The following is a 24,472-nucleotide window of genomic DNA, read 5'->3' as shown; positions in this document are numbered from 1 at the left end:
GCGCGCGCACATTAGCACGATTGACGAGGGACTTCGCCATACGTCGGTTCCACGAGGCGACAGTGGGATCGATTGCGCCATTAGTTTCGCAATATGCGCGGCCGTAACCATGTTGGCCGTGGGGAGGCTCTATCTGTCCTCGCGCGTGTCGGGCGGGACGTCGGCCTTCGATGGCGTGCCCGTGGACGATACGTGGATTCATCTGGTGTACGCGCGATCCCTCGCCGAGCACGGGCGCTTCTTTTACAATGAGGGGGTCCAAGAGAGCGGAATGTCCAGCCCGTTTTGGGTGGTGCTGTTGGCCGTGGCGTACAAGCTGGGTTCGGCAGTCGGACTTTCGGCGCCATGGTGCGCCAAAGCGACCAGCGCCCTTTGTGCGTTCGGTGGGGCCCTGGCCATGCAACGGCTGGCGTGGACGGCGAGCGGGTCGCGGATTGTCTCCTTTTGTGCGGGGCTGTTCGTGGTGCTCGAACCCAACTTGGCGTACAGCCATTGGAGCGGAATGGAGGTGGCGCTCGCGTCGTTGTTCCTCGTGCTCGCCGTGCACGCGGCCTGGCGGGAGCACTACGGAGTGTGTGGCGTCGTTCTGGGATTGCTCGTCGTCACGCGCGGCGAAGGTGTTCCCATTGCCGTCTTCATCACGGCGGTGGTGCTCGTGCATCGCCTCTTGGTTCGAGGGATGCGTCCGCGTCTCGCGCGCGCCGACATGGTCATCGCCTTCCAGTTGCTCGCGCCGGCCTTCGTGCTCGGAGGGTTGTGGGCCCTCTACAATCTGCATGTCGCTGGCCGGCCGCTTCCGAATACGTATTACGCCAAGCACGACGACACCCTTGGTCTTTTGCCATTGGTGAATTGGCGTGCCATCCTCACCGGCTATTTCGCGCGCGTCTCCTTTCTGCGCGGCCCCGCGACGTGGCTCGCGGCGGGCTTCGTCGCGGCCGCCCTCTTTCATTTTCGTTCGCGCCGGCGCTGGCGCGAGTTCGCCTTGGTCGTCGGCGTGCCGCTCCTGTACGTGTATTTGAACGTGATCACCATTGCGTATTACCGCATCGATCAGGACAAAGAATGGACGTATTACTGGCGGCGCTATCTGGATGTCGCGCTGCCCTTCGGCGGGTTGTGGATGGCCATCGGCGCGTGGCATGCGTGGGAGCTCTTACCCGAGCGAAGAAAGCGCGCGGGGCGGGCTTGCGTGCTCGCGGCGGGGCCAGCGCTCATCGTGGCGATGCTCGAGCTGCATGGTGCGCGCATCGCGGAATACAGCTGGGATACGGAGAACATCGAGAACGTCGATGTGGCGATGGGAACATGGCTCGGTGCCTCCCTGCCGGAGGATGCGGTCATCGCGGTGACCGACGCGGGCGCGATGCGCTTTTTGACCAAGCCCACCCAGCGCATCGTGGATCTCCTCGCCCTGAACTGCGCGCCCTGCGCCCAAATGAACATGGAGGAGAGATTCCGAACCTACGCGGCGGGCTACGCCGTGCTCTTCGTCGAGGGCTTGCCCATGCTCGACTCCTTCACCGAGCTGAAGACATTCAAACCGGGCAAGCTGACCATGCTCGGGGGCGCGGAGCTTCACGCCGTGCAGATCACACAATCCTCCGCGCCGTGACGCTCGGCGGTGTCCGGGCGCGAGGGCAACTCGATGGAGCGTCGGGGTGGCGCGGTCCATCCTTTCTTCGTCGATCATGCACGGAAGAACTTCGCCCAGATTCGAGCGCGCGCATCGACGCGGTTGCATGGGCCACGCGCTGACGGTACTCGTTTGGATGTGGAACGAACGGGTGGTCCCGTCAAAACTGACACAAGGCTGACAGTGCCGGCGGCTACCTTCTTCTCGTCCACCACTTACGGATCACGAGAAAGGAAGCCATCATGAGCCAAGCGCAGAGCCAACCCACCAGGTACGCCGGCGGCTGTCATTGCGGAGCCGTTCGCTTCGAAGCCGACATCGATTTGGAGCAGGGCGTGAGCCGCTGCAATTGCAGCTGGTGCACCAAGCGAAGCGGGACGACGACCATCGTGAAGCCCAATGCGTTTCGCCTCGTCTCGGGTGAGGATAGCTTGGGCGATTATGCCTGGGGCGGGAAAACGGGGAATTTCCGCTTCTGCAAGCATTGTGGCGTCCACGCATTCGGAACCGGAAACCTCGAAGTGTTGGGCGGCGCGTACGTGGGCGTCAACGTCAATTGCCTCGACGGCATCGATCCCAACGCATTGAAAGTCGTTTACTTCGACGGTCGCCACGACAATTGGATGGCCGGCCCGCGCGACACGCCCTGGCCGGTCAACCCCTGACGCATCATTCGATGCCCACGACGGGTCGCGGCGTCGGCGAGCATGGCTTGCTGTCGAAGCATTCGTGGGGATCGACGGTGGGATCGTCCGGCCGGGCCAATTTGTCCGCCCGGTTGCTGCCCCACGTCCATACGGTGCCGTCGGCACGCAAGGCCACGGTGAACTCGAGGCCCGTGCTGATGTCGACGGCATCGAAGTTGGCGATGGCCTTTGGCGAGAGCTCGCAGCGTTGCGGGCTACAGGCCTTGTCGCCGTTGGCGTGGCCTCGACCGAGCTGGCCGGCGCCGTTCAGGCCCCAGCACCAGACCTTGCCGTCCATGTCGATGGCGCAAACGTGCCCGTCGGAGGCCGAGACCTTGGCGATGGGCGGCAGGTTTTTCGGGCCGGGGGTGGCGAAAACGTATTTGTCTCCGGCGTCGGCTCCGAAGAGTCCCGTGTCGGGGAGACCCCAGCAAAAGAGGCCGTCGCGGGCCAAGGCGCAACTCGAATGGCGAAGGGTGACCAATTCGCGAATCCCTGCGAGCGCGGTCGAAGGATCCGTGCGCACCGTGACGGGGGTCGAGACGCGCATGTCTTGCATCGCATGGCCATCGCCGAGCGGGCCCCGCGGGCTTCCCCAGCATTGCGCGAGACCGCCATCCGCATCGCGGGCGCAAACGCGCGCTTCGGAGCCGAGCGAGAACGCCAGCGCATCGTAGGTGCCTTTGCCAGACACGCGATTGGCGAGGGCTCCTGCGTCTTCCTCCGGGATGCCGCGCTGGCCGTAAATGTTGCTTCCCCAGCAAAACGTGCCGCCGTCGCCGACAGCACACGCGGCATCGTAGCCCGTGGCGACGGCGTGCGCGAAGACCCGTTCGGGAACTTGGATTTCCGTCGGTACCCAATTGCAGGCGACGAACCGACCCCGCTCTGGCGGTGTGCAGCGTTGGTCGACCTCGGGGATGTCACCCTCCGTGCCGCGTGGGTGCCCGAGTTGCTGGCTCGCATTGGAGCCCCAGCAGACGACATTGCTCGGATGGATGGCCTTGTCGTGCCAGTCGACGGTGCCGCACGCGAAATCGATCCCCGTGGCGATACTTTTGAATGAGTTCACCCCGATGTCGACCGTCCTGGGCTTCGCGCGGTGGTTTCCGGGTTCTTCCGCGAGTTGCCCGGCCAGGTTGTCACCCCAGCACTGCACCCGGCCATCGTCGCGGAGAACGCATGCAAAATCGCCGCCGGCGGACACCCGGACAATGGTTCCGCAACGGCCATCGTTGCAGCCCAAGTTGGGGGCGCACACGTTTCCGCAGCGGCCGCAGTTGGCCTCGTCGTTGCGCGTGTCGGCCGTGCACGGTGCGCCGGCATCGACCTGTGGCGCTGCGCGGGTATCGGTGCCTGCGTCCGTCGCGGGGTAAAGTCCGTATTCGTCCTCGAAGCCAAGGAGCCAGTTGCATCCGGCAAGTGCCCCGAGGGTCGCGACGAAGAGGAAGTCCGGGCGTTTCACGTCGACTCAGTGTCGGTCATCGAAAATGGTTCCAAGGGAGACCCCCGCGTCGACGTCCTCGACGGGCGCAGCCGATGCTGCCGGCACGGTTGCCTTGCGCACCTTCGCGGAGGGGGCTCGAGACGGTGTTCGCTTGGGCGGAGCCTCCGTCGCCGAACGTGCCGGTGGCGGCGCTGCGCTCTCTGCGCTCTCGATGGGCGCAGGCGTTGCCACGGGGGGCGCGACGGCGTTCATCGCTTCCCGCGGCTTCATGCGCGCGGTGCCCGATGCGCCGAGCAAGAGAAGCGACCCCAGTGCGACCGCGATGCCCAACACCATCGGCCAGTGCGCTGGCTTCGGGCGCGGGTCACCCGCCGGGACGCTCATCGGCTCGTCCTCGAGGAGCGTTTGCGCACGCGCGACACATCGCCGCCATTCGCCGCTTCCAAAGGGGGCGAGCGCCCCGGCCAGCGCGGCCACGTTGGGGTAGCGCTGCGCGGGCTCCTTGCTCAGACAGCGCCAGACCACCGCCTCCAGCTCCGGGGGAATCGCACGCAGCGACGCCGGTTCCTCCTGCAGAACGGCCGCGAAGACCTCGCCGATCGATGCGCCGTCGAACGGCGGTGCGCCCCGCAAGAGCGTGTACAAAATCGCCCCCAAGGCCCACACGTCGGTCCGCTCGTCCACCAGCTTCGCCGAGCGGAACTGCTCCGGGGGCATGTACCGCGGAGAGCCCAGAATGGACTCCTCCGTGGTGAGCGACGGATCCCCATCGAGATTTCTCGCCTTGGAGATCCCGAAGTCCAGCACCTTCACGATGGGCGGCGCGCCGGGACGCTTCGCCAGAAAGAGATTCGACGGCTTGAGATCGCGATGGATGACCCCTTGCGTGTGCGCCTCGGCGACGGCGTCGATCGCTTGCAGCACGCAATCGACGGCGGTCATCGGTGGCAGCGGGCCCGCCGATGCGAGATCGCTCCCGTCCAGCAGCTCCATCACCATGAACGGCGTCCCCGTTTCCAAGGTGCCCGCGTCCATGACCCGCACCACGTGGTCGCTCTTCAACTTCACCGCGATGCGGGCTTCGCGCATGAACCGTTCCACCGGCTCGCTCAGCGCATCCTGCATCCCGACGAGCACCTTGATGGCCACGTCGTTGTCGAGTTCCTCGTCGCGAGCGGCCAGCACCACGCCCATGGCCCCTCGGCCAACGACCTTTCGAATCCGGTATCGCCCGAGAAGGATCGCTCCGGGCTCGAGAGACTGCATTCCGACGGCACGTTACCACGATGCGCTCCTGCGGAACGATTGCTTCCGCAACGGAATCGCTACTTTTACCCACGGTGTGCGTTCCACATGCACGCGATCTCGGAGATCGCATCAGTCGATCTGCGGGATCGCATCCTCGAATGGCGACTCCCTCGGGATTCTTGCGGGGGGCGGCCCTGCGCACCTGTGGGAACGGACTCTGCTTAGCACGGCCGTTCGAGGAGGTTTCATTCATGACCCGAGCAACGCTTGCAACTTCATTACTTGGCGCCATTGCGGCAATGGTGACCACCGTATGGGCGAATCCCGCGCACGCGGAAACACGCCATACGGTTACGGCACAAGACGTTTACGTGCGCTCCGCCGCAGGCTCGTACGCCATGGGCCGGCTTTACAACGGGCAGACATTCGACGTGCAATACACGGATAGCAACGGCTGGTCGTACGGATATGCCTATGGCTACGTGAACCGCTGCGTTTGGGTCCAGCGTTCCGCGCTTTCGTCGAGCCAAGGAGACGGCGTGCACAACTGCCGCACGAGCCCGAAGAATCTTTACGATTACGAATTTACCAACGGCGAAATCTGGGGGAGCGCCTCCGATGGAATGGAATACATCCTTCCGCGTGACACGTATATGTGGGACAACTGGTCGTGGGGCAATGCTTGGGGGAATCACAATTACCGCGGTGTCGCCCCCGCGGGATCGTGTTTCAAGATTCGATATACGACGAACGATGGCGGCGGTGTGATGGCGCGGCCCTGCGGCGTCTCCGACTGGTTCTTCATCCAGCGCGGCGCCCTCTGAGGAGCCGCTGGTAGGACCATCTCGCTTCGTGCGAGGATGGCCCGCGCGTGACCGAACGATCGCCGAAGCTCGACATCGCCGTAGCCATCGCCGTCATTGCCCAGCAGGTGGCGGGCAAGGTGGCGCGCGATTCGATGTTCCTCGCGCGATTTCCCGCCACCTCGCTTCCCACGGTGATCGGTGCCTCGGCGGTCCTGTCGCTCGCGGCGGTGTCGATGACGTCGCGTCTCATGGCACGAAAAGGGCCGTCGCGGTTCGTGCCGGCCTTGTTCGCGCTCAATGCGCTCGCGTTCGTGCTCGAATGGGTGCTGGCGCCATCGTTTTCGGGCGTGAGCGCGGCTGCCATCTACGTGCACACGTCGGTGGCGGGCGGCCTGATGATCAGCGGCTTTTGGTCGATCGTGAACGAGCGGTTCGACCCGCACGTGGCCCGCCGCAACATCATTCGCATCACGACGGGGGCCACCCTGGGCGGGTTGATCGGTGGCTTCGCCTCGAAACGCATCGCCGAGGTGTTCGAGCCGCGGGCCATCCTGCTGATGCTCGCGGTGGTGAGCGCGCTGTGCGTGTGGGGGGTCGGGGTGTTGGGGCGCTCCCTGCCGCAGCCATCGGAGACGAGTCCGCCCGCCTCCTTTCGTGACGGGCTCAAGCCTCTGGCCGAGCGTCCTTACCTGCGGCGGGTGCTCTCCATGGTGGTCGTCGTGGCGTTGTTCGAGCTGTTCCTCGACTGCGCGCTCAAGACGGCGGCGGAGACCACGTTGCACGAGGCGCGTGCGCTGGTGGCGTTCTTCGCCCTGTTTCACACGGCCGTCGGCGTTCTCACGTTCGTGGTGCAGGTTGCGCTGAGTGGCGTCTTCCTCGAGCGGTTCGGCCTGGGGGCCACGCTGGCGATCCTCCCGGCCAGCGTCGTCGCGGCCTCGTTCGTGGCGGCGGGGTACTCCACGCTCGCGGCCATCGCCGTGGCGGCTGGGCTGGAGACCGCGCTGGCGAGTTCGCTGTTCCGTTCGGCTTACGAGATCCTCTTCACGCCGGTGCCGGCCCACCGCAAGCGCGCCCTCAAGGTCGTCGTCGACGTTGCGGTGCCTCGCCTTGGAACGATGCTCGGCAGCGTGGCGGTGGTTGTCGTCGTCGCGGTAACGGCGCAAATTAGCACGGTGCTCATGCTCGGCGCCTCGGCTCTCGGTGTTCTCGGGGTGACGTATGGCATCAGCCTGCACCGCATGTACGTCGCGGAGCTGGCCACCAGCCTGCAGCTCGGCATCGTCAAAATGACGGAGAAGGACGCGCGCGATGCCACCACCCGTCACACCATCATGTCCACGATGGCGCTGGACCGGGCGCGGTTGCTCGCGCAGATCGAGGTCTTGCGGCGCGCGGACGAAGAGCCTGCGCCGCGCACCGAAGGCGAACGTGACAAGAGCGACGCAGACCTGTTCGACGTGCTCCTTCGCGGGCTCGAGGGCGACGACTTCGACGTCTGTTATGCCAATGCCCGCGCGCTTGCGGCCATTTGCGCGGAGAACCCGGCGCTGGCCCCGCACCGGGACCGCGTGCTCGAGCTCGCGCGCGGGGCGTTGTCGATCGACGACCCGACGTGGAGCGCTCGCCGGCATCTGCGTTCGGACGCGCGCCTTCGCGAGGGGATGCACCGAGGACTCGAGCACGTGTTCACCTTGCTCGGTCTCGCGCTCGACCGCGAAATCATCAAAGGTTGCCTCGTGGCCTTCAACGGTCCCGATCGACGGCTGCGCGGAACGGCGCTGGAATACCTGGAAAATGCGCTACCGAACGACGTCGCGTCCCTCTTGCGTGAGCGCATCCAGCGGATGCACGAAGAGGAAGGGCCATGAACGACTCGCTGCTCGGGCAATCGCTCTCGGCGCGGGTGGCCTTGTTCGGCGCGGCGTGGGCAGGTTTGTCCGTGTTCGGGGTGTTCGTGCACTTGATGACGACCCTGCTCCTCGGCTCGCCGAGCGAGTTGGTGCAGCCGTCGTTTGCGACCCAGTTGGTGGTCTGCGCCATCCCGTTCATCATGTGGCTGCTATGCCGTTCTCCGCGGGATGCCGCGTTCGCACGCGCCGTGGAGGTCGTGGGGCTCACGCTCGGCGCCGCGACCATCGCGTTCATGTGCCGATTGCTCGCGGTCGAAACCGCGCCGGCCACCGAGGGCGTGGGGGCTCGGTTCGCGGCCTTGCTGACCGACGCCTCCTACGAGCGCTTCGTGACCATTGGCGTCTATGCGTCGGGCATCATGTTCACCTTGCGCTCGGCGTTGGTGCCGAGCCGCACGCGCTACACCCTCCTTCTCGGCCTGGCGATGGGTGCAAGCATCGTGCTCGTGCTCGCGTCCGCCGTGCCGCCCGGACCCGACGGGCCGCGACGGGCGAAGGAGGCCGTCTCGACGACGTCCTTGTGGCTGCTCGTGCTGTCCGTGTGCGCGGTGCTCTCGGCCACCATTTACGGCCTTCACCAGGAGATCCGCGAGGCGCGGCAGCTCGGGCAGTACACGCTCGACGAGAAGATCGGCGAGGGCGGCATGGGCATCGTTTACCGCGCACACCACGCGATGCTGCGCCGCCCTACGGCCATCAAGCTTTTGCCGCACGATCGCGTGGGCGACGAAGCCATTCAGCGCTTCCAGCGTGAAGTGCAATTGACGGCGGAGTTGACCCATCCCAATACGATTACCGTTTACGATTACGGCCGTACGCCGGACGGCGTCTTCTATTACGCGATGGAGCTGCTCGACGGCGCGACGGTGCAAGCGCTGGTCGACACCACCGGCGCGCAGCCGCCCGCGCGCGTGGTCCATGTGTTGCGCATGGTGGCCGGCGCGCTGGCCGAGGCGCACGGGAGAGGGCTCATTCACCGCGACATCAAGCCGGCCAACGTCATTCTGAGCGAGCGCGGTGGCGCGCGCGACGTGGCCACGGTGCTCGACTTCGGCCTGGCGCGGGATCTCGCGAACGGTGAGGATCACGGGCTCACCTTCGACGGAAAAATCATGGGCACGCCGATGTACCTTGCGCCCGAGGTCATCAAAAAGGCCAACGCCGCGGATGCGCGCTCGGACATTTATGCGCTCGGCGCCGTCGCGTATTTCATGCTCACCGGCCAGACGGTCTTCGAGGCGAGCACCATCGTGGAGGTGTGTAGCCACCACCTCCACAGCCCCGTGGCGCCGCCTTCGCAACGCCTCGGTGCATCCATTCCCGCGGCGCTGGATGCGCTGGTGGTGCAATGTTTGGCCAAGGATCCCGAGAGCCGTCCGCAGAGTGCGCACGCACTGGCGGAGGCCCTGGCCGCCATCGATCTTCCGGCATGGACGGAGATCGACGCGCGCGCCTGGTGGGAAGCCCATGGCGCTCGCGTGAAGGCGCGCTGAGGGCTTGCCACGGCGCGGGGGCGGGCGCATCGTGCAAGCATGAAGGCGCTCTGCTTCGATCGATTTGGCGGTCCCGAGGTCTTGCAACTGCGCGAGGTGGAGGCGCCCGTGGCCAAGGCCGGGCACGCCGTCGTGCGGCTCGCCGCCATCGGCCTCAACTTTGCCGACGTGTATCGGCGCAAAGGCAATTATCACCTCACGGGGACGCCGCCGTACATCAATGGCTACGAAGGTGCGGGCGTCATCGAATCGTTGGGCGATGCCACTTCGGTCTTCGAGGTCGGCGACGCCGTCGGATTCGCGGATAGTCCTTACGCCAACGCGGAACGCGTGTTGGTGCCGTTCGAAAAGCTGATTCCGCTGCCGCCCTTCATCGATGCCGAAACGGCCGCCGCTCTGTTGCTTCAGGGGCTCTCGGCGCAATACTTGGCGGCGGACAGCCATCGCATTCTCGCCGGCGAAACCGTGGCCGTGCATGCCGCCGCCGGCGGGGTGGGCCTGTTGCTGGTCCAGATTGCCAAGTTGCAGGGGGCACGCGTCCTCGGGCTGACGTCGTCCGAAGCCAAGCGCGCCGCCGCACTCGAGGCAGGGGCGGACAAAGTCGTCCTTTACAGTGAGGATTGGCCGGCAGCCGCAAAACGCTTTTCCGGCGAGGGCGTCGACGTGATTTACGACTCCGTGGGGTCGACCTTGCTTTCGAGCTTCGAGGCCGTGCGCACCGGAGGTCACGTCGTCTTCTTCGGGATGGCGGGCGGCGATCCGCCGGCCATCGATCCGCGCATGCTGATGGATACCTCGAAGACCCTCACCGGCGGGGATTTGTGGAATGTGCTCCGCTCGCACGACGAGAGGGTACGCCGGGCGAACGAACTATTCAGGTGGGTGCGCGAGGGCCGCCTTCGCGTGCGCATCGCAGGGCGTTATCCCCTCGCCAAGGGGGCAGACGCACACGCTTTTCTCGAGAGCCGCGGGAGTATTGGCAAAGTTCTCCTTATTCCCTGAAACGATTCGTGTCGCCGGCGTGCGATGGCGACATCATTGGTAGGATCATTGGATCCGGATATCGGGTTGCCGACCCGTGTCGAATTCGCTAGTCCGTATCCAATGACGGTCGTAAAGCGGGTATGGCGTCCCGTGTCGGTTTTGGCGGTGGCGTGCGTTGCGGTCTTGGCGACGGCGGCGTCCTCCGCGCAAAGCGCCTCGGACCCCTTTGGCGATCCCACGCCCTGCAACTGGCGCGGTGACTTTGCCTCGGAATCGGCCTGCCAAACGAAGGGCCGCGCCCTCTCGGCGGCGGATTACATCTGCATTCCCGTGTCCGGTACGTCGTATTACGCGCTCGGGGTAAGCTCCGCGGCCCACGGATGCCACGATGTGCAAGGGCCGGCCTTTGCCTTGGCGTGGGAGCTGAATGGCAGTTGCGAAGCGGGGGCGCCGTTCCCCTGTTACTCCGTCGACGGTCCCCGCCGCTGGGTCACCTTCGTGAATCCGCGAAAGATCCCCATCAAAGTGCGCAGCATGGCCCGCAGCCACGGTCACGACGTGGAGGGACACGCCGGCGACGCGACGGTCGTGACCTTGCGTGCCGGCGAGAAGGTGCGCTGGTCCTTCGAACACTGGGACGACGCTGCGACGGTTACGATCCGCGAAGTTCCGTGACCGTCGTCGGATTCGGGCCGCAATAGGGGCGCAGCGCCTCGCGTTCGGTTTGCGCGAGCGTCGTCAGCGGCCACTTCGGCTCACCGGTGGCACGATCGAAGAATGGATTCGGCCACGCCTTCCCGCGCAAGCGCCAACCCGCGATGGCTCCGACCGCGCGCAGGAGAAGGCGCAGATTCAACTTGGTGGACCCTTCGGGCGCCGTGCCGACGGCGTATTTCCCGAGAATGGCGCCAATCGGTTTGCCCACCACGTCGTCGAGCTTGCGCGGGCCGCCCTCGAAGGCTTGCGCGACGATCCCGATGAAGGGGACCGACGGGGTCATGGTGTTTCCGACCGGCGTCTTGCAGCAGGTCGCATACCAGCGATGGAGCCCCTTTGCCGTGAGGCGCACGCCGGCGATGCGCTCCGCGCCCCGTTCGAACGTGACGGATGCGGGAGCGACCTGCACGATGTCGGTGCCGCCATGGGCATCGAGGAGATCGCTGCGACCGAGGTGGTGAAGGTAGGCTTGGCAGTCGTCGCAGTAACAGACGATGCGGGTCACCATTCGTGGGAAGGCGTTGGTGAGGCGCCCCTGAATCTCTCCGCAACGACAGCGTAAGATGGCCTCTTGGCCCGTGATCATCCCATTCATGGGATGCAGCATACCAACAATCGCCGTGGTGCTTCGAGGGGGACGGGATTACCGATCTCGCCATGGATCTATCGAATCGCACCGTCATCGTCGTGGGCGGAGGCTCCGGCATTGGGCTCGGCATCGCTCGCGCTGCACTGGCCCGCGGGGCCCGCATCGTTCTCGGCGGCCGCTCCCGCGAGAAACTCGACCGCGCGCTGGAGGCGCTCGAGGCCGGGGAACGCGGCCGCTCCGTGGCCGTGGACATCACCCAGGAGGCCGATGTCGTTCGCCTCTTCGAATCCGTGCCCGAGGTCGACCACATCGCCGTGACCGCCGCGACGCTCGCGTATCAACCCATCCGCGAATTCGATTTGGAGGCCGCCCGTCGGGCCGTCCGTTCCAAACTTCTCGGTGCGCTGCTCATCGCCAAACACGGCGGCGCACGCCTGCGGCCCGGTGGGTCCATCACCTTCACCACGGGGGTCGCCACCGATCGACCGTTGCCCCGCGGATCCATGGTGGGCGCGGTGAACGGCGCCATCGACTGCTTCATCCGCGGTGCGGCCATCGAGCTTGCGCCCATTCGCGTGAACGCACTGTCGCCCGGCTGGGTCGACACGGAACTATGGGACGTCATCGGTGCCGACAAAGCCTCGCGATTCTCGGGGATGGCGCAGCGGCTTCCCGTCGGCCGCATCGGCACGCCCGACGACCTCGGCCACGCGGCCATCTTCCTCATGACGAACGGCTTCACCACCGGCACCGTGCTTCACGTCGACGGTGGCCACCGGTTCGTTTAGCCGTCAGCCAACGGTGGCTTTTCGGCCGGCGTGCCACGCGCCCCAGGCCATGGGTACGACCACGCTGAGCAAGGCCACGAGGGACACCGACCAACTCGGGCTCGCATCGCGGAGGGCGCCGAGCACGAAAGGTCCCGTCGCGCCAATGAGGTAGCCAATCGATTGCACGGTCCCGGACAATCCGCGTGCGACCTCCGGCGTGCGCGACCTCAGCACGATCAGCGCGAAGGCGAGGCTGATCGAGGCGCCCTGGGCCAAGCCCAGGACGATGGCCCAGAGGACATACGCGCCGGGCGCGAGCAGCAGCCCCGAAATGCCCACGGCCCATCCCGCGGCAATGGTGAGGGCCAGCCCGCGTTGTTCGGAAAAGCGCCCGGCCAGCGACGGCATGATCAGCGCCGTGACGATGCCCATCACATTGAAGATGGCCAATGCGCCCCCGGCGCGGGCCGCCGACACGCCTTGGTCCTGCAGCAAGGCCGGAAACCACGTGAGGATCGCGAAATACCCGAGCGATTGCGAGCCCATGAAGACCGACAGACCCCACGTGATCTTGCTGCGCAGCACGGACACGGAGCCGGGGGTTACGGGCGGAGGTCGATGCGGAACGCGCAACGACGGTATCCATACGAGAAGCGCGAGGACCTCGGGCACGGTCCACGCGGCAAGGGAGCCGCGCCAGCCGACGCTGTCGACGTGGGCCAGCGGTGCGCTGATGGCCGAGGCCAACGACGCGCCGCCGATGAGCGCACCCGTGTAGATGCCGGTGACCAGGCCCTGCTTCGTGTCGAAGTGCTGCTTGATCACGCTGGGAACGAGCACGTTGCCCACGGTGATGGCGGCGCCGATGACGATGCTGCCGGCAAAGAGCAACGGCGCGCTCCAGATCCGTGCGGCGCTGCCCACGGCCATGGCCAGCATCGCGAACACCAGCGCGCGTTCGCTGCCGATGCGACGTCCCAACGTTGCGGCCACCGTCGACAGACCTCCGAAGCAAAGCAACGGCAGCGAGGTCAGCAACCCGCCCGCACTGCGCGATAGCCCGAGATCGGTACGCATCTGCGGCAGCAAGGGCGCCACGGCCGCAATGGGGGCGCGCAAGTTTACCGCGACGAGCACGACCCCGAGCAACGTGAGCGCGATTCTCGAGCGGGGCCGCATCGCCGTGGGCATTCTGCCCTTCATAGGGCCCAGGGCCGCGCGCAGCCAGCATTCACGGATGGTGCAGCAGGCGCTGAACGGAGAAAGCGTTCATGGCGTACCCATGTTACCCTCGGTGGGCTTCGAAACGATGACGGACGATGAGTGAGAGTGTCGCGGTAAAGTTGGTCCCATGGCGCATCAACCCTTGGGAGATGGCGCTGATCTGTGTGACGGCGGTTTGGGGATGGACCTTCGTCACCGTTCATGACGCGATCGCGGTCTTTCCCGTCTCCACGTTCCTTTCGTATCGCTTCACCATGGCGGCCCTCCTCATGGGCGCAGCACTTCTGCCCACGTTGCGCCGGCTCACGCGCCAGGAGCTTCTTGGCGGCATCGGTGCAGGGACGGCATTGTTTGCAGGGTATGCCCTTCAGACGGCGGGCCTTGGCTCGACCACGCCGTCCAATGCATCTTTCATTACGGGGTTGGCGGTGGTGTTCACCCCGCTGTTGGCCTTTTTGCTATTTCGATTTCGGCCGCATCGAAAACAGATTTGGGGAGCATGCCTCGCGGCGGTCGGTCTGGGATTGCTGACGATGCAAGGTCTGGCGGTGCATCGCGGCGATGCTCTGGTGCTTGGATGCGCCATCGCGTTTGCACTGCACATCCTCGTCTTGAGTCGGGTGAGTCCGGGGGCGCATCCCGGGAGGCTGACCTTCGTTCAGCTCGCGACCGTGGGACTCCTGGGAACCATTTGGGCCGTGGGGGCGGACGAGGTGGTGCGTCCGCAGGGCACGCAAGTGTGGCTTGCCCTTCTCGTGACGGCGGTCGTGGCTTCGTCGCTGGCGTATTTCGTACAGACGAAGGCGCAGGCGACGACGCCGCCAAATCGGGTGGCGTTGATTCTGACCTTGGAACCGGTCTTCGGCGGCGTGTTTGGCTATTGGCTTGCCGGCGATCGGTTGACGCGTACGAATCTCGTGGGGGCGGTCCTCATTCTCGCCGCCATCGTCGTGACCGAGATGCGCTCCTCGGGTGAAGTCGGTAATGTAGGATAGAAGCACGTGAAGGATGTTCCGGGAATCGGCGATGTGCTCGCGTCGAAGTACCGCGTGGAGCGGGTGCTCGGCGCAGGGGCGATGGGGGTGGTGGTGGCTGCGCGGCACGAGCAGCTCGGATCGCGGGTGGCGCTCAAGTTCATGCACGGCGATGCCTTCAGGGTCAAAGGTGCCGTGGCGCGTTTCGTACGGGAAGCCCGAGCAGCCGCGCGATTGCGCAGCGAGCATGTGGCACGCGTGGGCGATTTCGGCACGCTCGAATCGGGCGCGCCGTACATCGTGATGGAGTTCCTCGAGGGGGCCGATCTGGATGCGGTGCTCAAGCAGCGCGGGCCGCTCCCCATCGGCGAGGTGGTCGCGTACATGTTCGACGCGTGCAAGGCGATCGACGAAGCACACGCGGCCAACATCGTGCACCGCGACATCAAGCCGAAGAACCTGTTTTTGACGTATCGGCACGATGGGAGCCCGCTCATCAAGGTGCTCGACTTCGGGATTTCCAAGTTGATGGATCCCAGTGGTGACGAGACCAGTGTGACGGCCACCGACACGGGGTCGATTCTCGGTTCGCCCGCGTTCATGTCGCCCGAGCAGATTCGTAGCTCGAAGCATGTCGACGCGCGCTCGGACATCTATGCGCTCGGCGCGACGATATTTCAACTTACGACCAACGCATACCCTTACGAATCGACCTCGGTCGGTGAGTTGTTCGCGGCGGTGCTTTACCAGCCGCATCGCTCGCTGCGGGAGCTTCGTCCGGATGCGCCCGAGGCGCTCGAGGCACTGGTGGCGCGGTGTTTGAAAAAGGAGCCCGCGGAGCGCTTTGCGACGGTGCGCGAGTTGATGGCCGCACTCGCGCCGCTCGGGGAAGGGGCGGTGCCTGCTCGCTGGGGGCCGCCGGCCGTGCAGCTTTCGGATAGCCGTGACGAGCACCGAGGGCATGGCACGCTCGGCGACAGCGATGCGGGGATGGAGAGCACGTTGCTCGTCACGCAAGCGACGACCACGGGAGGGCGGCGCGATTCCCGGGAGCGCCGTCTCTCGTCGACGGCGACCATCGCGGGGTGCCTCGCGTTGATCGCGGCCGTGGCGCTCGGGGCGGGCCTTCTTCTGCGAAAGCCGCGCCACGTGTCCACGCCGCCACCGCCGGACGTGGCCACGGCCGACGCCGATCCCCCCGAGGCGGCGAGTCCGTCCGCGAGCGTTGCGCCCTCGGTGACCACTGCCGAGTCGGCGGCGCCGCCAAAGGCGGCTTCGAAGCCGTCGGCGCCGGCGCCCGCGAAAACTCCTCGCCCCAAGCCTGCGAAGGGCGCGGCAGCGGGCGTATCCAGCGCGCCCTCGGCAACACCCGACGTGTTCGGCACACCGGAATGACGGACGAGTGCTCTACGAGGGAGTGCGGTATTCCCGTTCAGTGATCCCGTGAAGGACTATCTCTGCCACGGTGAGTCGCGAATCGTGCTGACATCGTTGCCATCGCTGAATACGACCTTCACGTTCGGCAGGGGGCGAAAAGCGGAATCCCGCATTCGCGTTGCATCGTGCAACACGTTGCATTGAAGCGGTAATTGCTTGTCTCGCCCACGGCGAAAAAGCCCTTGCCGCAGATCACGAAGCTCTGCATAGTGCCGCAGTTCTCCTGTTTTTGGGCTGCAGGATGGAAGGGGGGCACACGTCGTTGCTCAGCGTGATTTCGGAGCCGAGGGACGTGGCTGTCCGAACGGCGGCGACATTGCCTCATCTGGTCCGCCGCGTCGTGAACGCGGGGCGGCCGCACGCCCGCAAGCCGGTCCTATCCGGTGTTTGCAAGGTGTCTCAGGTATTTTTGATCCACTTGGCCCTTTTCCCCCTTTCCATGAATGGGAAGGCGGAGCATGCAGGCCGAACCGGACATTCAACCGTACCAGCCGGATGCGCCGAGCGTTCGAGCTCGGTTTTCGCAGGATGAGGCGCCAATGAGCAGTGCGAAGGTGGCGATCCTGCCGGCAGATGCGTTGAAGGTAGGTGTGCGCATTCTGGACCACCTGCATCTGGAAGAGCTGCTCGACGAACGTGAAGGGTGGCATCTCTTTCTCGCCGACAATCAAGCGCTCTCCGAGTTCGTATTGTTGGCTATCGCGGAGTCAACGGACGCCCTTGCGGCTTGCTTGGCAGGTCCGGGGCAAGGCCGCGTCGCCCGCGAAACGACGTTTGGCTCTTGGCATATTGCCGAAGTGGAGCTCGATGAAGCGCACTTGTGGCTCTTTCGCGACAAGTTGCTCCGGACGCCACGAGGCTCGATGAGGGGCACTCTTCCATCGACTTCGGGCCTCGTCGAGCGGCAGTTGGAGGAAGGTTCCGTCTTCAATGGGCGGTACCACATCGAGCGGTGGCTCGGCCAGGGCGGGATGGGGGAGGTTTATCGCGCGGCGGATGGGACCTTTCAGCGGCCCGTGGCCATCAAGGTCGTCCGGGTGGATGCATCCGCCGAAGGGGGAGATCACGAGCAGGCCAAACGGCGCCTCTTGAACGAGTCGCGTATGGTGGCCACGCTCAAACACCCGAACATCGTCGAAATCTACGATGCGGGGGAATGCGACGGCCTTCCTTATTTGGCGCTCGAGCTCTGTGGCGACGGCGGCAATCTTCGAAGTGCCATGAAGACGGAGGCGAGCCAAGAAGAGCGGTTGCAATGGCTCTCGCAAATCGCCGAGGCCCTCGCCTACGCCCACGAGCACGGGATCGTGCATCGGGACGTGAAGCCCGAGAATGTCCTTCTCACCGACGACAAGCGGGTAAAAGTCGCCGACTTTGGCATTGCCAAGGCCTTGCGAACCGAGCGCCTGCAAGACGATACGACGTTCGGCATCGTGGGCACACCGCGCTACATGGCCCCCGAGCAGCTCCTCGGGCATCGGCTGGACGCGCGCGCGGATCAATACGCGTGGGGCGTGATGGCCTACGAGGTCCTCACCGGGGTCCATCCGAGGATGCGCGACCTCGCAAGCTTCCAAAAAGGCGATTCCGTGGTCACCGGGGCCAGCCTGCCTCCGTACCTCCGTCGCGTGCTGCAGAGAGCCACCGCGAACGACCCGTGCGCACGGTATCCCAACTTTCGCAAATTGCTCGCCGAGCTGCATCGCCCCCCGTGCATCGTCGCTCGCCGATGGCTTGCGGCGGGGGTTGCCGTGCTCGCCGCCGCCGGCGCCCTGTGCTCTATGGGCGCCAGGATGAAGGGGGGCGGGCCGACATCGACACAGCCGCCGATCGCAAGCGCCGTCGCCCAGGTCGCCGCGGCCGCGCCGAAGTCCGAGGCGGAGGGGCTCCTCGAGCAAGGGATTCAGTTCTGGGCGGATGGTTCCAGTATGCGAGCCCGAGCACTCTTTACACGAGCCGCGCAGCTCGAACCAAACAATGGGCGTGCGCATCTGCTTTCATTGGCGGTCTCCGCAAGTATCAATCCCGGTCTCCAAGATGACGCATCCGTCGCGTTCGCGCTTCGCGGCCAGTTCGCGCCATCGGAGGCCACGTTGCTCCAAGCGTTGAATCCCCTCGTCGAACACCCGCCGGACGTGGCTACCAGCACACAGCGTATCGAGGAGCTCGCATCGACGTATCCCGACGATCCCGTCGTTCGGCTCGCGCGTGCGCAACATTATGTTCGATCCCGAGAGACACATCGCGCACTCAACTTTGCGGCAAGCCTTGGGAATAACTCGACCGCATTCTGGCTAGGTGCTCGGGCACAGCTCCAGCTGGGCGACGTCGCGGAGGCGCGAAGTCTGCTCGAGCAGTGCATTGCATCTTCTCCAAGCGCGATGGATTGCCTGACGTGGCTTACCTTTCTCGAGGCCGCCGATGGCCGATGCGAGCGGTCAGAGGAGACGGCGCGCAAACTGATCGCGAAGGATTCGAGCAACCCCTTTCCGTACTACTCGCTCGCAAATGCGGTATTCGGTCGGACGAAGTCTACCGAAGCGGCCCGAGGTATCCTGCAAGCTCGACTCGAGCATACTTCGCCGTCCAAGCGGCCGGCGCTGCAGGCAACACTCGAGTTCGACCTGCATGTATACGACGGCGATTTCACTGGCGCCGACCGCGAGCTCGGCGTGCGGCAATCCTCCACCACGTCGTCCGATGCGAATTTTCGTGGGATGCCGTTGATTTATCGTGTGGAGATGGAGCTCGAGTTGGGACGCCTCCAGGAGGCCCGGCGCGCAGCTCGAGAATTCGTATATCGAAGCGAAGCATGGATCCCGAATGCATTCATGGATACGAATATCGACGGGGCCCGACTCCTCTATTTGACATCCCAGGTCTCTCGAGCTGAATTCCGACTTGTACGCGAGAAATTTATCGCAAAGCAAGATGAGCGCGGGCCTCATTTTTCTTCTCCTGCGAACCGATGGTTCGATGATTACGTCGAAGCCGTACTCGATGCGACGGATGCAAAGGAGGCCATCGCGGCAATGCCCGCCGACCATGTCATGGACATTCTCGATCGCGACGCCTATGCGGACGCTCGATTGGGACACGTTTACCTTCTCGCCGGGCGTTTGGGTGAAGCCATCCCGCTTCTCAATCGCGCCGTATCGTCGTGCACGATACTCATGAAGCCATTGACCCACGTGCAAGCGCTTCTCTGGCTCGGCGAAGCGCTGGACCAAACGGGAGACCACGGCGGTGCTTGCAAAATGTACACGAAGGTCGTCGAACGATGGGGCCGTGAACCTCGCAGCGTGACGGCTCGACGTGCTCGGGCAAAGCTCTCGTCTTGCCGGTAATTCGTCCAGTGTTCGGTCCATCATCATCGATGGCCGTTTCTAGTTAGGAAGATCCCCGATGAACCATATCAGCCTGCACGGCGAGGAGCATTTTTGCAGCCATGAATGTACGTAAATCAAGCATTCCCGCCCGGAATTTTAAGTTGAGCCACGAGAGCCCCCCCAAACCACGGGGGCCCTCTGGCGAGCAAAAGAGACTCGTTCGTGGCTCGACCGTCGTCGCAAGTTCACGCGAACGGGACCTGGGGGTGCGCGATTGTGACAAGTGCCCAGATTGCATTGAGCCAGAGTCCGAACATGAGCAACCCCGATATCCGGAGCAACCAACGGAACCTGACGCGGACAAGCTAGAAACGGAAAAATGGCTCGCTCCATTTTTGGAACGAGCTAGCGATATTCTCGAGCACCGTGCTCAGGCATTTCCCGCGACCAATGAACGTGCCGCACTCGTTCGAAAGCTCCTTCCTTCTTGGAATATCGACGATATTCTTGGATTTGCTCGCGACGAGATCATTGCGTGGTTTCAGTCTCTGGAGCAAGGCCACCGGACCGCCCGAGTGTCGCCCCAGGCGGCCCGAAGGTTCTATTCGGCGGGGATCGCGCTGCTCGTCCAAAAGATACCGCAGCTCGAGCTCCTTGCGGCGGACGTTGCTCGAGTGCTGGGCTTTCCGGCGACCAGCGTCCGATGCAGCCTATTCTGCAATCGCCGGGCGGCCAGGACGTTGGCCCACTTCGACTCCGCTGACACGCTGACCGTCCAAATTACTGGATCCAAGACCTGGCGTATCGCTCCCAATGAACACGTACGGCTGCCCATGGATACATGGGGGCATCCGGATGTTCCGGGACACGAATTGCGGCTTTACATGCATGAGCAATTTCCGCCGACGATGCCCGATGAGAACGTGGAAAGCCACCGACTCGAGCCGGGCGCGATGCTCTACGTCCCGCGCGGACATTGGCATGAGACCGAGTCCTCGGAAGAATCGGTGTCGCTTCACATTCAAATACTTCCAAGGACGTGGGCCGACGTCGTGTTGAAGACACTGCACTCTCGACTTCTCCGCGACGAGTCGTGGCGCGCGACGGCCTATCGGCTGTGGGGCCTGGAGCGCGAGGGGGATTGGGATGCGGCGAAGGCGCTCGAAGCTCTGCGCGAGGTCGTCGGGACGCTAACCCCGGAGGACGTGCATCGTCCGGCACCATGGACTCCGACGCCGGACGATTGCATTGCTCCTCGGGCGCGAGGATCGGTGGGCGTGGTGGCCTCGGCGAAAGACTACAAATCCGTGCGATTGACCTCGGAAGAATTTGCCCTGGAGCATGCGACCACGGTCCAGATGTCGCCGTCGTACCTCCGGGCGACGCTGCTTGTCGCGGATGGGCCAGATCCGCTCTCTGCAAAGGACCTGGCGGCACGCGTGCCAGATCTTTCCGTCGACGAGGCGCTCGAGCTCGTGCGTCTCCTTTGCGATGTAGGCTACGCTCGCAGGGCCTCAGCGTTCGCAGGAGTGTGACATGCCGATTACGGCTCGATCTCGATTTCTCGCGGAGCTCCTTCCATTCGTCCGTGCAGGCGTGCGGCGAGCACGCTTGCAGGCGTGCCATGCGGACGATGCCCTCCAGCAAACCTTGGGCACCTTGGCGCTGCGGGTCGAGGAGCTGATGGAGATGGACGAATCGCGGCGTGCGGGATACGTCTTCCTCGTCGCGCTCCGCAAGGCCATGGCACTGCGAAAAGAGATCGGGCTGGAGTATGCGCGCGCCACCGATGCCGAGGTCGAAGAATGGGACTCCGTGGTTGCACTCCGGGGGCTGACCCCGGAGCAACTCCTCCGCGCGGCGGAAAGTGCAAAGAGGGCGGCGCGCGTCTTCGACACACTGGGCGAGCACGATCGCGATCTGGTCATCGCCGCTGGCGACGACGGCCTCTCCGAGCGGGAATTGGCCCGCAAGCTCGGTGTCTCCCGAGGCAGCGTCGCCTATCGATTGCGTCTCGCCCGCGATGCCCTGGCCCGCGCCTGGCTCGGCACCACCTCGTGGCGCGGACGCGCCCCACGCTAATGGGGCGCGTTACCGGAGAACACCTGAAAGCTCGTGGCGCCGCTCAGCTTACTGAACCGCTAAATTCCCGCTAACGCCTGGCACATTGGTATGTGCTGCTGTTGCGCCAGTTGCCTTGTCCTGTGCGAGGCGCGGGCAGTAGTGGTACGGGGGCAAGAGCCAAAGCCAATACCTCAAACCTCCCCCTACGCTCCTGAGCGGCTCGACCGTTTCGGCGGGTGACCATTGAAACGATAACGGATCGTGCCTTCGGGCCGTGAATCCCGAAGATTGCCTCGGTCGCAAGCAATCTCCCCCCCCACATTTGCTCGAGAAACGCTCCGCGGCTTGTTCTAAGATCAGTCGAGCGAGTTTTCCGCCTCAAGGTTGTCCGAGTCAGATTCTGTTGCTTGCTCCGGAACTCGAGCTTGTTCGTATTCAAGCTTCCGTTCGGATACCGAAACACACGTCTCACACTCAACGCAATCGCGAACACCGACGGGTTTGGAAATCGTGTGGATTCTATTTTTGCTCGCAAACGTTTCGATGGACTTCAGCATCAGTATTTTTCGTGCGGCTGAGTCTACTTCGTTGCCGGTGGCTGTCGCCTCCTCCTGCGTACGAACGCGCTCGTTTTCGTTGCCGGCGGTTGCCTCGACAGCGCAGCCGGTAGTCACGACGCTTGTGACGATGGCTACCGAGATTGATTTGATCTTCGCATCCGTTTGGTCGCTCATTCCGTCCTCCTAAGAAGTTCTTTCTGATTGAACGGCTACACACAGGTGACAATCATGCTTTGGTTGCATTGATCTCGACGATTGCGCATCTTCTAGCGTTCGAGTTTCCGCGAGCTGGTTTGCCGAGGGAGATAGTTCGCCTCGAGCGGCCGAGGAGACCACGTTTCGAAGATTAACTTCACCGCACCGCCGCACAACGTGATGTGTCAGTGGCCAATGTATTGGTTGAACGCGTGCATGACGCGCTCGCCACGAGAGCATTTCGTCTCCCTCACGCGAATTGTTGAAGCTCACAGATAGGAGCCAAAGGCAACGTCACTGCAAATTACCCTCTTGTGCGCCGCACGAGGCGGGCGTTCTCGAGCATGCTGAGGAGATCCTTCGCATCATCCAGGTTGAGCTTGGGCGCGACTCGAATGAGCTCACTAACGTCGAATGTGCTGCCGGTCATGAGCCCATGAATCCAGCGGCATGCCGGAAGAAACTCGAAACTGACATCGAGATTCGTTACAGTCGTTTCGCGATAGTGATACGCGTGAATTGCAACATGTGCCGTCTCGGTGCGCTGGTCTAGATTCTCGATGCCAAACATTGCCTGACCGCATCGTATGAAGCGCGTACCAGCTTCGATGCGACCATCGCGACCTGACGAACGCACGAGATCCTGGGCATTCACCCGATCCGCACCATCTCGAAGAGCGGCGCACGCGGCGCTCGCTTCCTCGATGGCGCCCGGTTCTTCAGCTGTTAGACCGTAGGCCGGACCTCGCCACCATTCATCACGGGCGAGCTCGTTTCTCAGCGCAACGAGCAAAACATCGAGTCGCGTCAACGACGTCATGTTGATGTGAAACGATAACGCATCCTCCTCGGTGATCGTCTCATGCCAATAGCCACGCGGCACGTACAGCAGGGAGCCTGCCTCTAGGGCGTACGAAGAGGCCCCATCGGGCATGGTGGTCGGAGGAGCATCGCTCGCGTACAGACGGACGTCCGACGTCACGCGATCCAGAAAACCCCAGTTGTCGATGGGCATGGGGGCGAAGGTGTTGGGCGCAATGCGCCATGTCTTGCGGCCGCGAAGCTGGAGCACGATCACTTCGGATCGGTCGAAGTGTCCGAGGGTGACGGAATTTGTAGGATTGCAGAAAAATGAGCACTCTATGGAATTGCTGGGAATGCCCAACGTCCCTGCGAGATCCTGGATATGAGGTGCAAACTCGAGTGAACGCCGTACGTAGAGTGCGGTGCCCGCATCGTAGAGCGGTTTTGCACTGGTCGCCGGAATCGAAGTCATGGCGTGGCGGCCATCACGCCTTTGGAACCACGCGTATACTTCTGTCCCTCGAAGCGCCAACACATCTTCTACTGAGTGGACGTCGAGGGCCTGCTCAATACGGCGGGCGAGAGCCGCTCTCGGCGGAGCGGATAGCGGCTGCCGACCGAGGACATTCCGCCGAAATTCGCGTAGGCCGAGCGGAGCAAACCACTCTTCAAACCCCAACGATCCCCCAGTCACAGGAAATCGTCCTCAAAGTCGTGCTCCTCTAAATCTACCGGCTCTTTGAGCTCCAGCTGACCTACGTCAATGCACGGCGCAATTTCCCTAACAATGACAGCTTCGAAACCTCCAGCTGCTCTATTCGTGCTCGCAAACGTTTCGACGGACCTCTGCGGCCGTATTTTTCGCGCAGCTGAGCCGGCGTTGATTTCGTTGCTGGTGACTGCTGCCTGCACCTGCCCACGATCAGGCTGGTTCTTGTTGCCGGTGTTTGCCTCGACAGCGCAGCCGGTGGTCATGGCGCTTGCACGCTGGCTACCAAGACTGACTTGATCTTCGCATTCGTGCTGTCGCTCATGGCCGCCCTCCTAAAGAAAATCTTCGCCGATTGAAACGGTTACAGATAGGTAACAATGACACACTTTGTTTCCGCCAACTTGAGGGCCGCAGGCCGTCTAGTGGCTCGAGTCCGTGGGGCCCCGTGTGGTGAAGGGGGAGCGCTCGTCTCAAGGTACCCGAGGAGATCTTGTCTCGAACCTCACTTCTCCCTAAGTCCATCTCGCCGCCTACACAGCGCGTCGACGTGTCACTGGGGCCAACGTACCGGTTGAACGCGGGTACTCGTGACGCGGCCATTCCGTATTCCCTAGCGCGGAACGCTCGCATCATGACGTGCATTTCTTTGCCGTCAAGAAGCTAGTTCCGATCGAGATAAAATGAGGGCCGCAGACGAAAGTGCGCAACTAATGCTTGGCTCGGGCCGATTGAGAGCTCGCGTAGGGCGCGCTCACCGTGGAGCGAGTGCACAAGAGGGTATGTGCGAGTACACGGCTATTTTCTGCATCTCGAGAAAGACTTGTCGCATCAGATACAGGATGAAGAAGATGCGAACTGACTATCCGGTGTCTGTGTATTGATCAGTA

20 protein-coding genes are annotated in these 24,472 nt (G+C 63.8%); 13 read left to right on the top strand and 7 right to left on the bottom strand.

All coding sequences use genetic code 11. The features are described from left to right. Window positions 1-109: 109 nt before the first annotated feature. Both LVJ94_41525 and LVJ94_41520 read left to right on the top strand, forming a co-directional pair. Window positions 110-1,615 (top strand): hypothetical protein, encoded by a 1,506-nt coding sequence (locus LVJ94_41525; protein ID WXB03373.1) that lies wholly within the window; start codon window positions 110-112, stop codon window positions 1,613-1,615. A gap of 263 nt (window positions 1,616-1,878) precedes the next feature. Continuing rightward, window positions 1,879-2,301 carry a GFA family protein gene (locus LVJ94_41520; GenBank protein WXB03372.1) on the top strand — a complete coding sequence of 141 codons (423 nt, stop codon included), beginning with the start codon at window positions 1,879-1,881 and terminating at the stop codon, window positions 2,299-2,301. Between the two features lie 4 nt (window positions 2,302-2,305). Here the strand turns inward: LVJ94_41520 and LVJ94_41515 are convergent, their stop codons facing one another. Continuing rightward, the gene (locus LVJ94_41515; GenBank protein WXB03371.1) at window positions 2,306-3,787 is read right to left on the bottom strand and encodes a hypothetical protein; all 1,482 of its coding nucleotides are present in this window, start codon (window positions 3,785-3,787) and stop codon (window positions 2,306-2,308) included. A gap of 6 nt (window positions 3,788-3,793) precedes the next feature. Next, window positions 3,794-5,035, bottom strand: a complete 1,242-nt coding sequence (locus LVJ94_41510; protein WXB03370.1) for a protein kinase — start codon at window positions 5,033-5,035, stop codon at window positions 3,794-3,796. 233 nt (window positions 5,036-5,268) lie between these two features. Between LVJ94_41510 and LVJ94_41505 the strand changes: the two genes are divergently transcribed. From LVJ94_41505 to LVJ94_41485, 5 genes are all read left to right on the top strand, one after another. Continuing rightward, window positions 5,269-5,841 (top strand): hypothetical protein, encoded by a 573-nt coding sequence (locus LVJ94_41505; protein ID WXB03369.1) that lies wholly within the window; start codon window positions 5,269-5,271, stop codon window positions 5,839-5,841. Between the two features lie 47 nt (window positions 5,842-5,888). After that, window positions 5,889-7,691, top strand: a complete 1,803-nt coding sequence (locus LVJ94_41500) for an MFS transporter (GenBank protein ID WXB03368.1) — start codon at window positions 5,889-5,891, stop codon at window positions 7,689-7,691. Further along, window positions 7,688-9,226, top strand: coding sequence for a serine/threonine protein kinase (locus LVJ94_41495; GenBank protein ID WXB03367.1), 1,539 nt, complete (start codon window positions 7,688-7,690; stop codon window positions 9,224-9,226). Before LVJ94_41500 ends, LVJ94_41495 begins: the two co-directional genes overlap by 4 nt. A gap of 39 nt (window positions 9,227-9,265) precedes the next feature. After that, on the top strand, window positions 9,266-10,228 hold the full coding sequence (locus LVJ94_41490) for a quinone oxidoreductase (GenBank protein ID WXB03366.1): 963 nt from the start codon (window positions 9,266-9,268) through the stop codon (window positions 10,226-10,228). Between the two features lie 102 nt (window positions 10,229-10,330). Further along, the gene (locus LVJ94_41485) at window positions 10,331-10,885 is read left to right on the top strand and encodes a hypothetical protein (GenBank protein WXB03365.1); all 555 of its coding nucleotides are present in this window, start codon (window positions 10,331-10,333) and stop codon (window positions 10,883-10,885) included. Here the strand turns inward: LVJ94_41485 and LVJ94_41480 are convergent. Then, entirely contained in the window at window positions 10,863-11,522 is a 660-nt protein-coding gene (locus LVJ94_41480; protein ID WXB03364.1) for a DUF6151 family protein, read from the bottom strand. The genes LVJ94_41485 and LVJ94_41480 overlap by 23 nt on opposite strands. Before the next feature lie 62 nt (window positions 11,523-11,584). Between LVJ94_41480 and LVJ94_41475 the strand changes: the two genes are divergently transcribed. Continuing rightward, entirely contained in the window at window positions 11,585-12,304 is a 720-nt protein-coding gene (locus LVJ94_41475; GenBank protein ID WXB03363.1) for an SDR family oxidoreductase, read from the top strand. 3 nt (window positions 12,305-12,307) lie between these two features. Here the strand turns inward: LVJ94_41475 and LVJ94_41470 are convergent, their stop codons facing one another. Next, entirely contained in the window at window positions 12,308-13,477 is a 1,170-nt protein-coding gene (locus tag LVJ94_41470) for an MFS transporter (GenBank protein ID WXB03362.1), read from the bottom strand. 128 nt (window positions 13,478-13,605) lie between these two features. Here LVJ94_41470 and LVJ94_41465 point away from each other — a divergent pair, with 128 nt between their 5' ends. From LVJ94_41465 to LVJ94_41445, 5 genes are all read left to right on the top strand, one after another. Continuing rightward, on the top strand, window positions 13,606-14,505 hold the full coding sequence (locus LVJ94_41465) for a DMT family transporter (protein WXB03361.1): 900 nt from the start codon (window positions 13,606-13,608) through the stop codon (window positions 14,503-14,505). A 6-nt stretch (window positions 14,506-14,511) separates the two neighbouring features. Further along, on the top strand, window positions 14,512-15,879 hold the full coding sequence (locus tag LVJ94_41460) for a protein kinase (protein WXB03360.1): 1,368 nt from the start codon (window positions 14,512-14,514) through the stop codon (window positions 15,877-15,879). Between the two features lie 581 nt (window positions 15,880-16,460). Continuing rightward, window positions 16,461-19,268, top strand: a complete 2,808-nt coding sequence (locus tag LVJ94_41455; GenBank protein WXB03359.1) for a protein kinase — start codon at window positions 16,461-16,463, stop codon at window positions 19,266-19,268. Between the two features lie 101 nt (window positions 19,269-19,369). Beyond that, entirely contained in the window at window positions 19,370-20,785 is a 1,416-nt protein-coding gene (locus LVJ94_41450; GenBank protein WXB03358.1) for a cupin domain-containing protein, read from the top strand. A gap of 1 nt (window position 20,786) precedes the next feature. After that, window positions 20,787-21,332, top strand: a complete 546-nt coding sequence (locus LVJ94_41445) for a sigma-70 family RNA polymerase sigma factor (protein WXB03357.1) — start codon at window positions 20,787-20,789, stop codon at window positions 21,330-21,332. A 338-nt stretch (window positions 21,333-21,670) separates the two neighbouring features. On the opposite strand, the gene LVJ94_41440 is transcribed toward LVJ94_41445, so the two are convergent. The 3 genes from LVJ94_41440 to LVJ94_41430 form a co-directional block, all read right to left on the bottom strand. Next, on the bottom strand, window positions 21,671-22,048 hold the full coding sequence (locus LVJ94_41440; GenBank protein WXB03356.1) for a hypothetical protein: 378 nt from the start codon (window positions 22,046-22,048) through the stop codon (window positions 21,671-21,673). Window positions 22,049-22,373: 325 nt separating this feature from the next. Continuing rightward, entirely contained in the window at window positions 22,374-23,345 is a 972-nt protein-coding gene (locus LVJ94_41435; GenBank protein WXB03355.1) for a cupin domain-containing protein, read from the bottom strand. Between the two features lie 218 nt (window positions 23,346-23,563). Continuing rightward, the gene (locus LVJ94_41430; protein ID WXB03354.1) at window positions 23,564-23,848 is read right to left on the bottom strand and encodes a hypothetical protein; all 285 of its coding nucleotides are present in this window, start codon (window positions 23,846-23,848) and stop codon (window positions 23,564-23,566) included. Window positions 23,849-24,472 lie beyond the last annotated feature (624 nt).

Source organism: Sorangiineae bacterium MSr11367 (assembly GCA_037157805.1).
In the GTDB taxonomy this organism is placed as follows: domain Bacteria; phylum Myxococcota_A; class Polyangia; order Polyangiales; family Polyangiaceae; genus Pendulispora; species Pendulispora rubella.
This window is presented reverse-complemented; position numbering and strand designations above follow the sequence as displayed.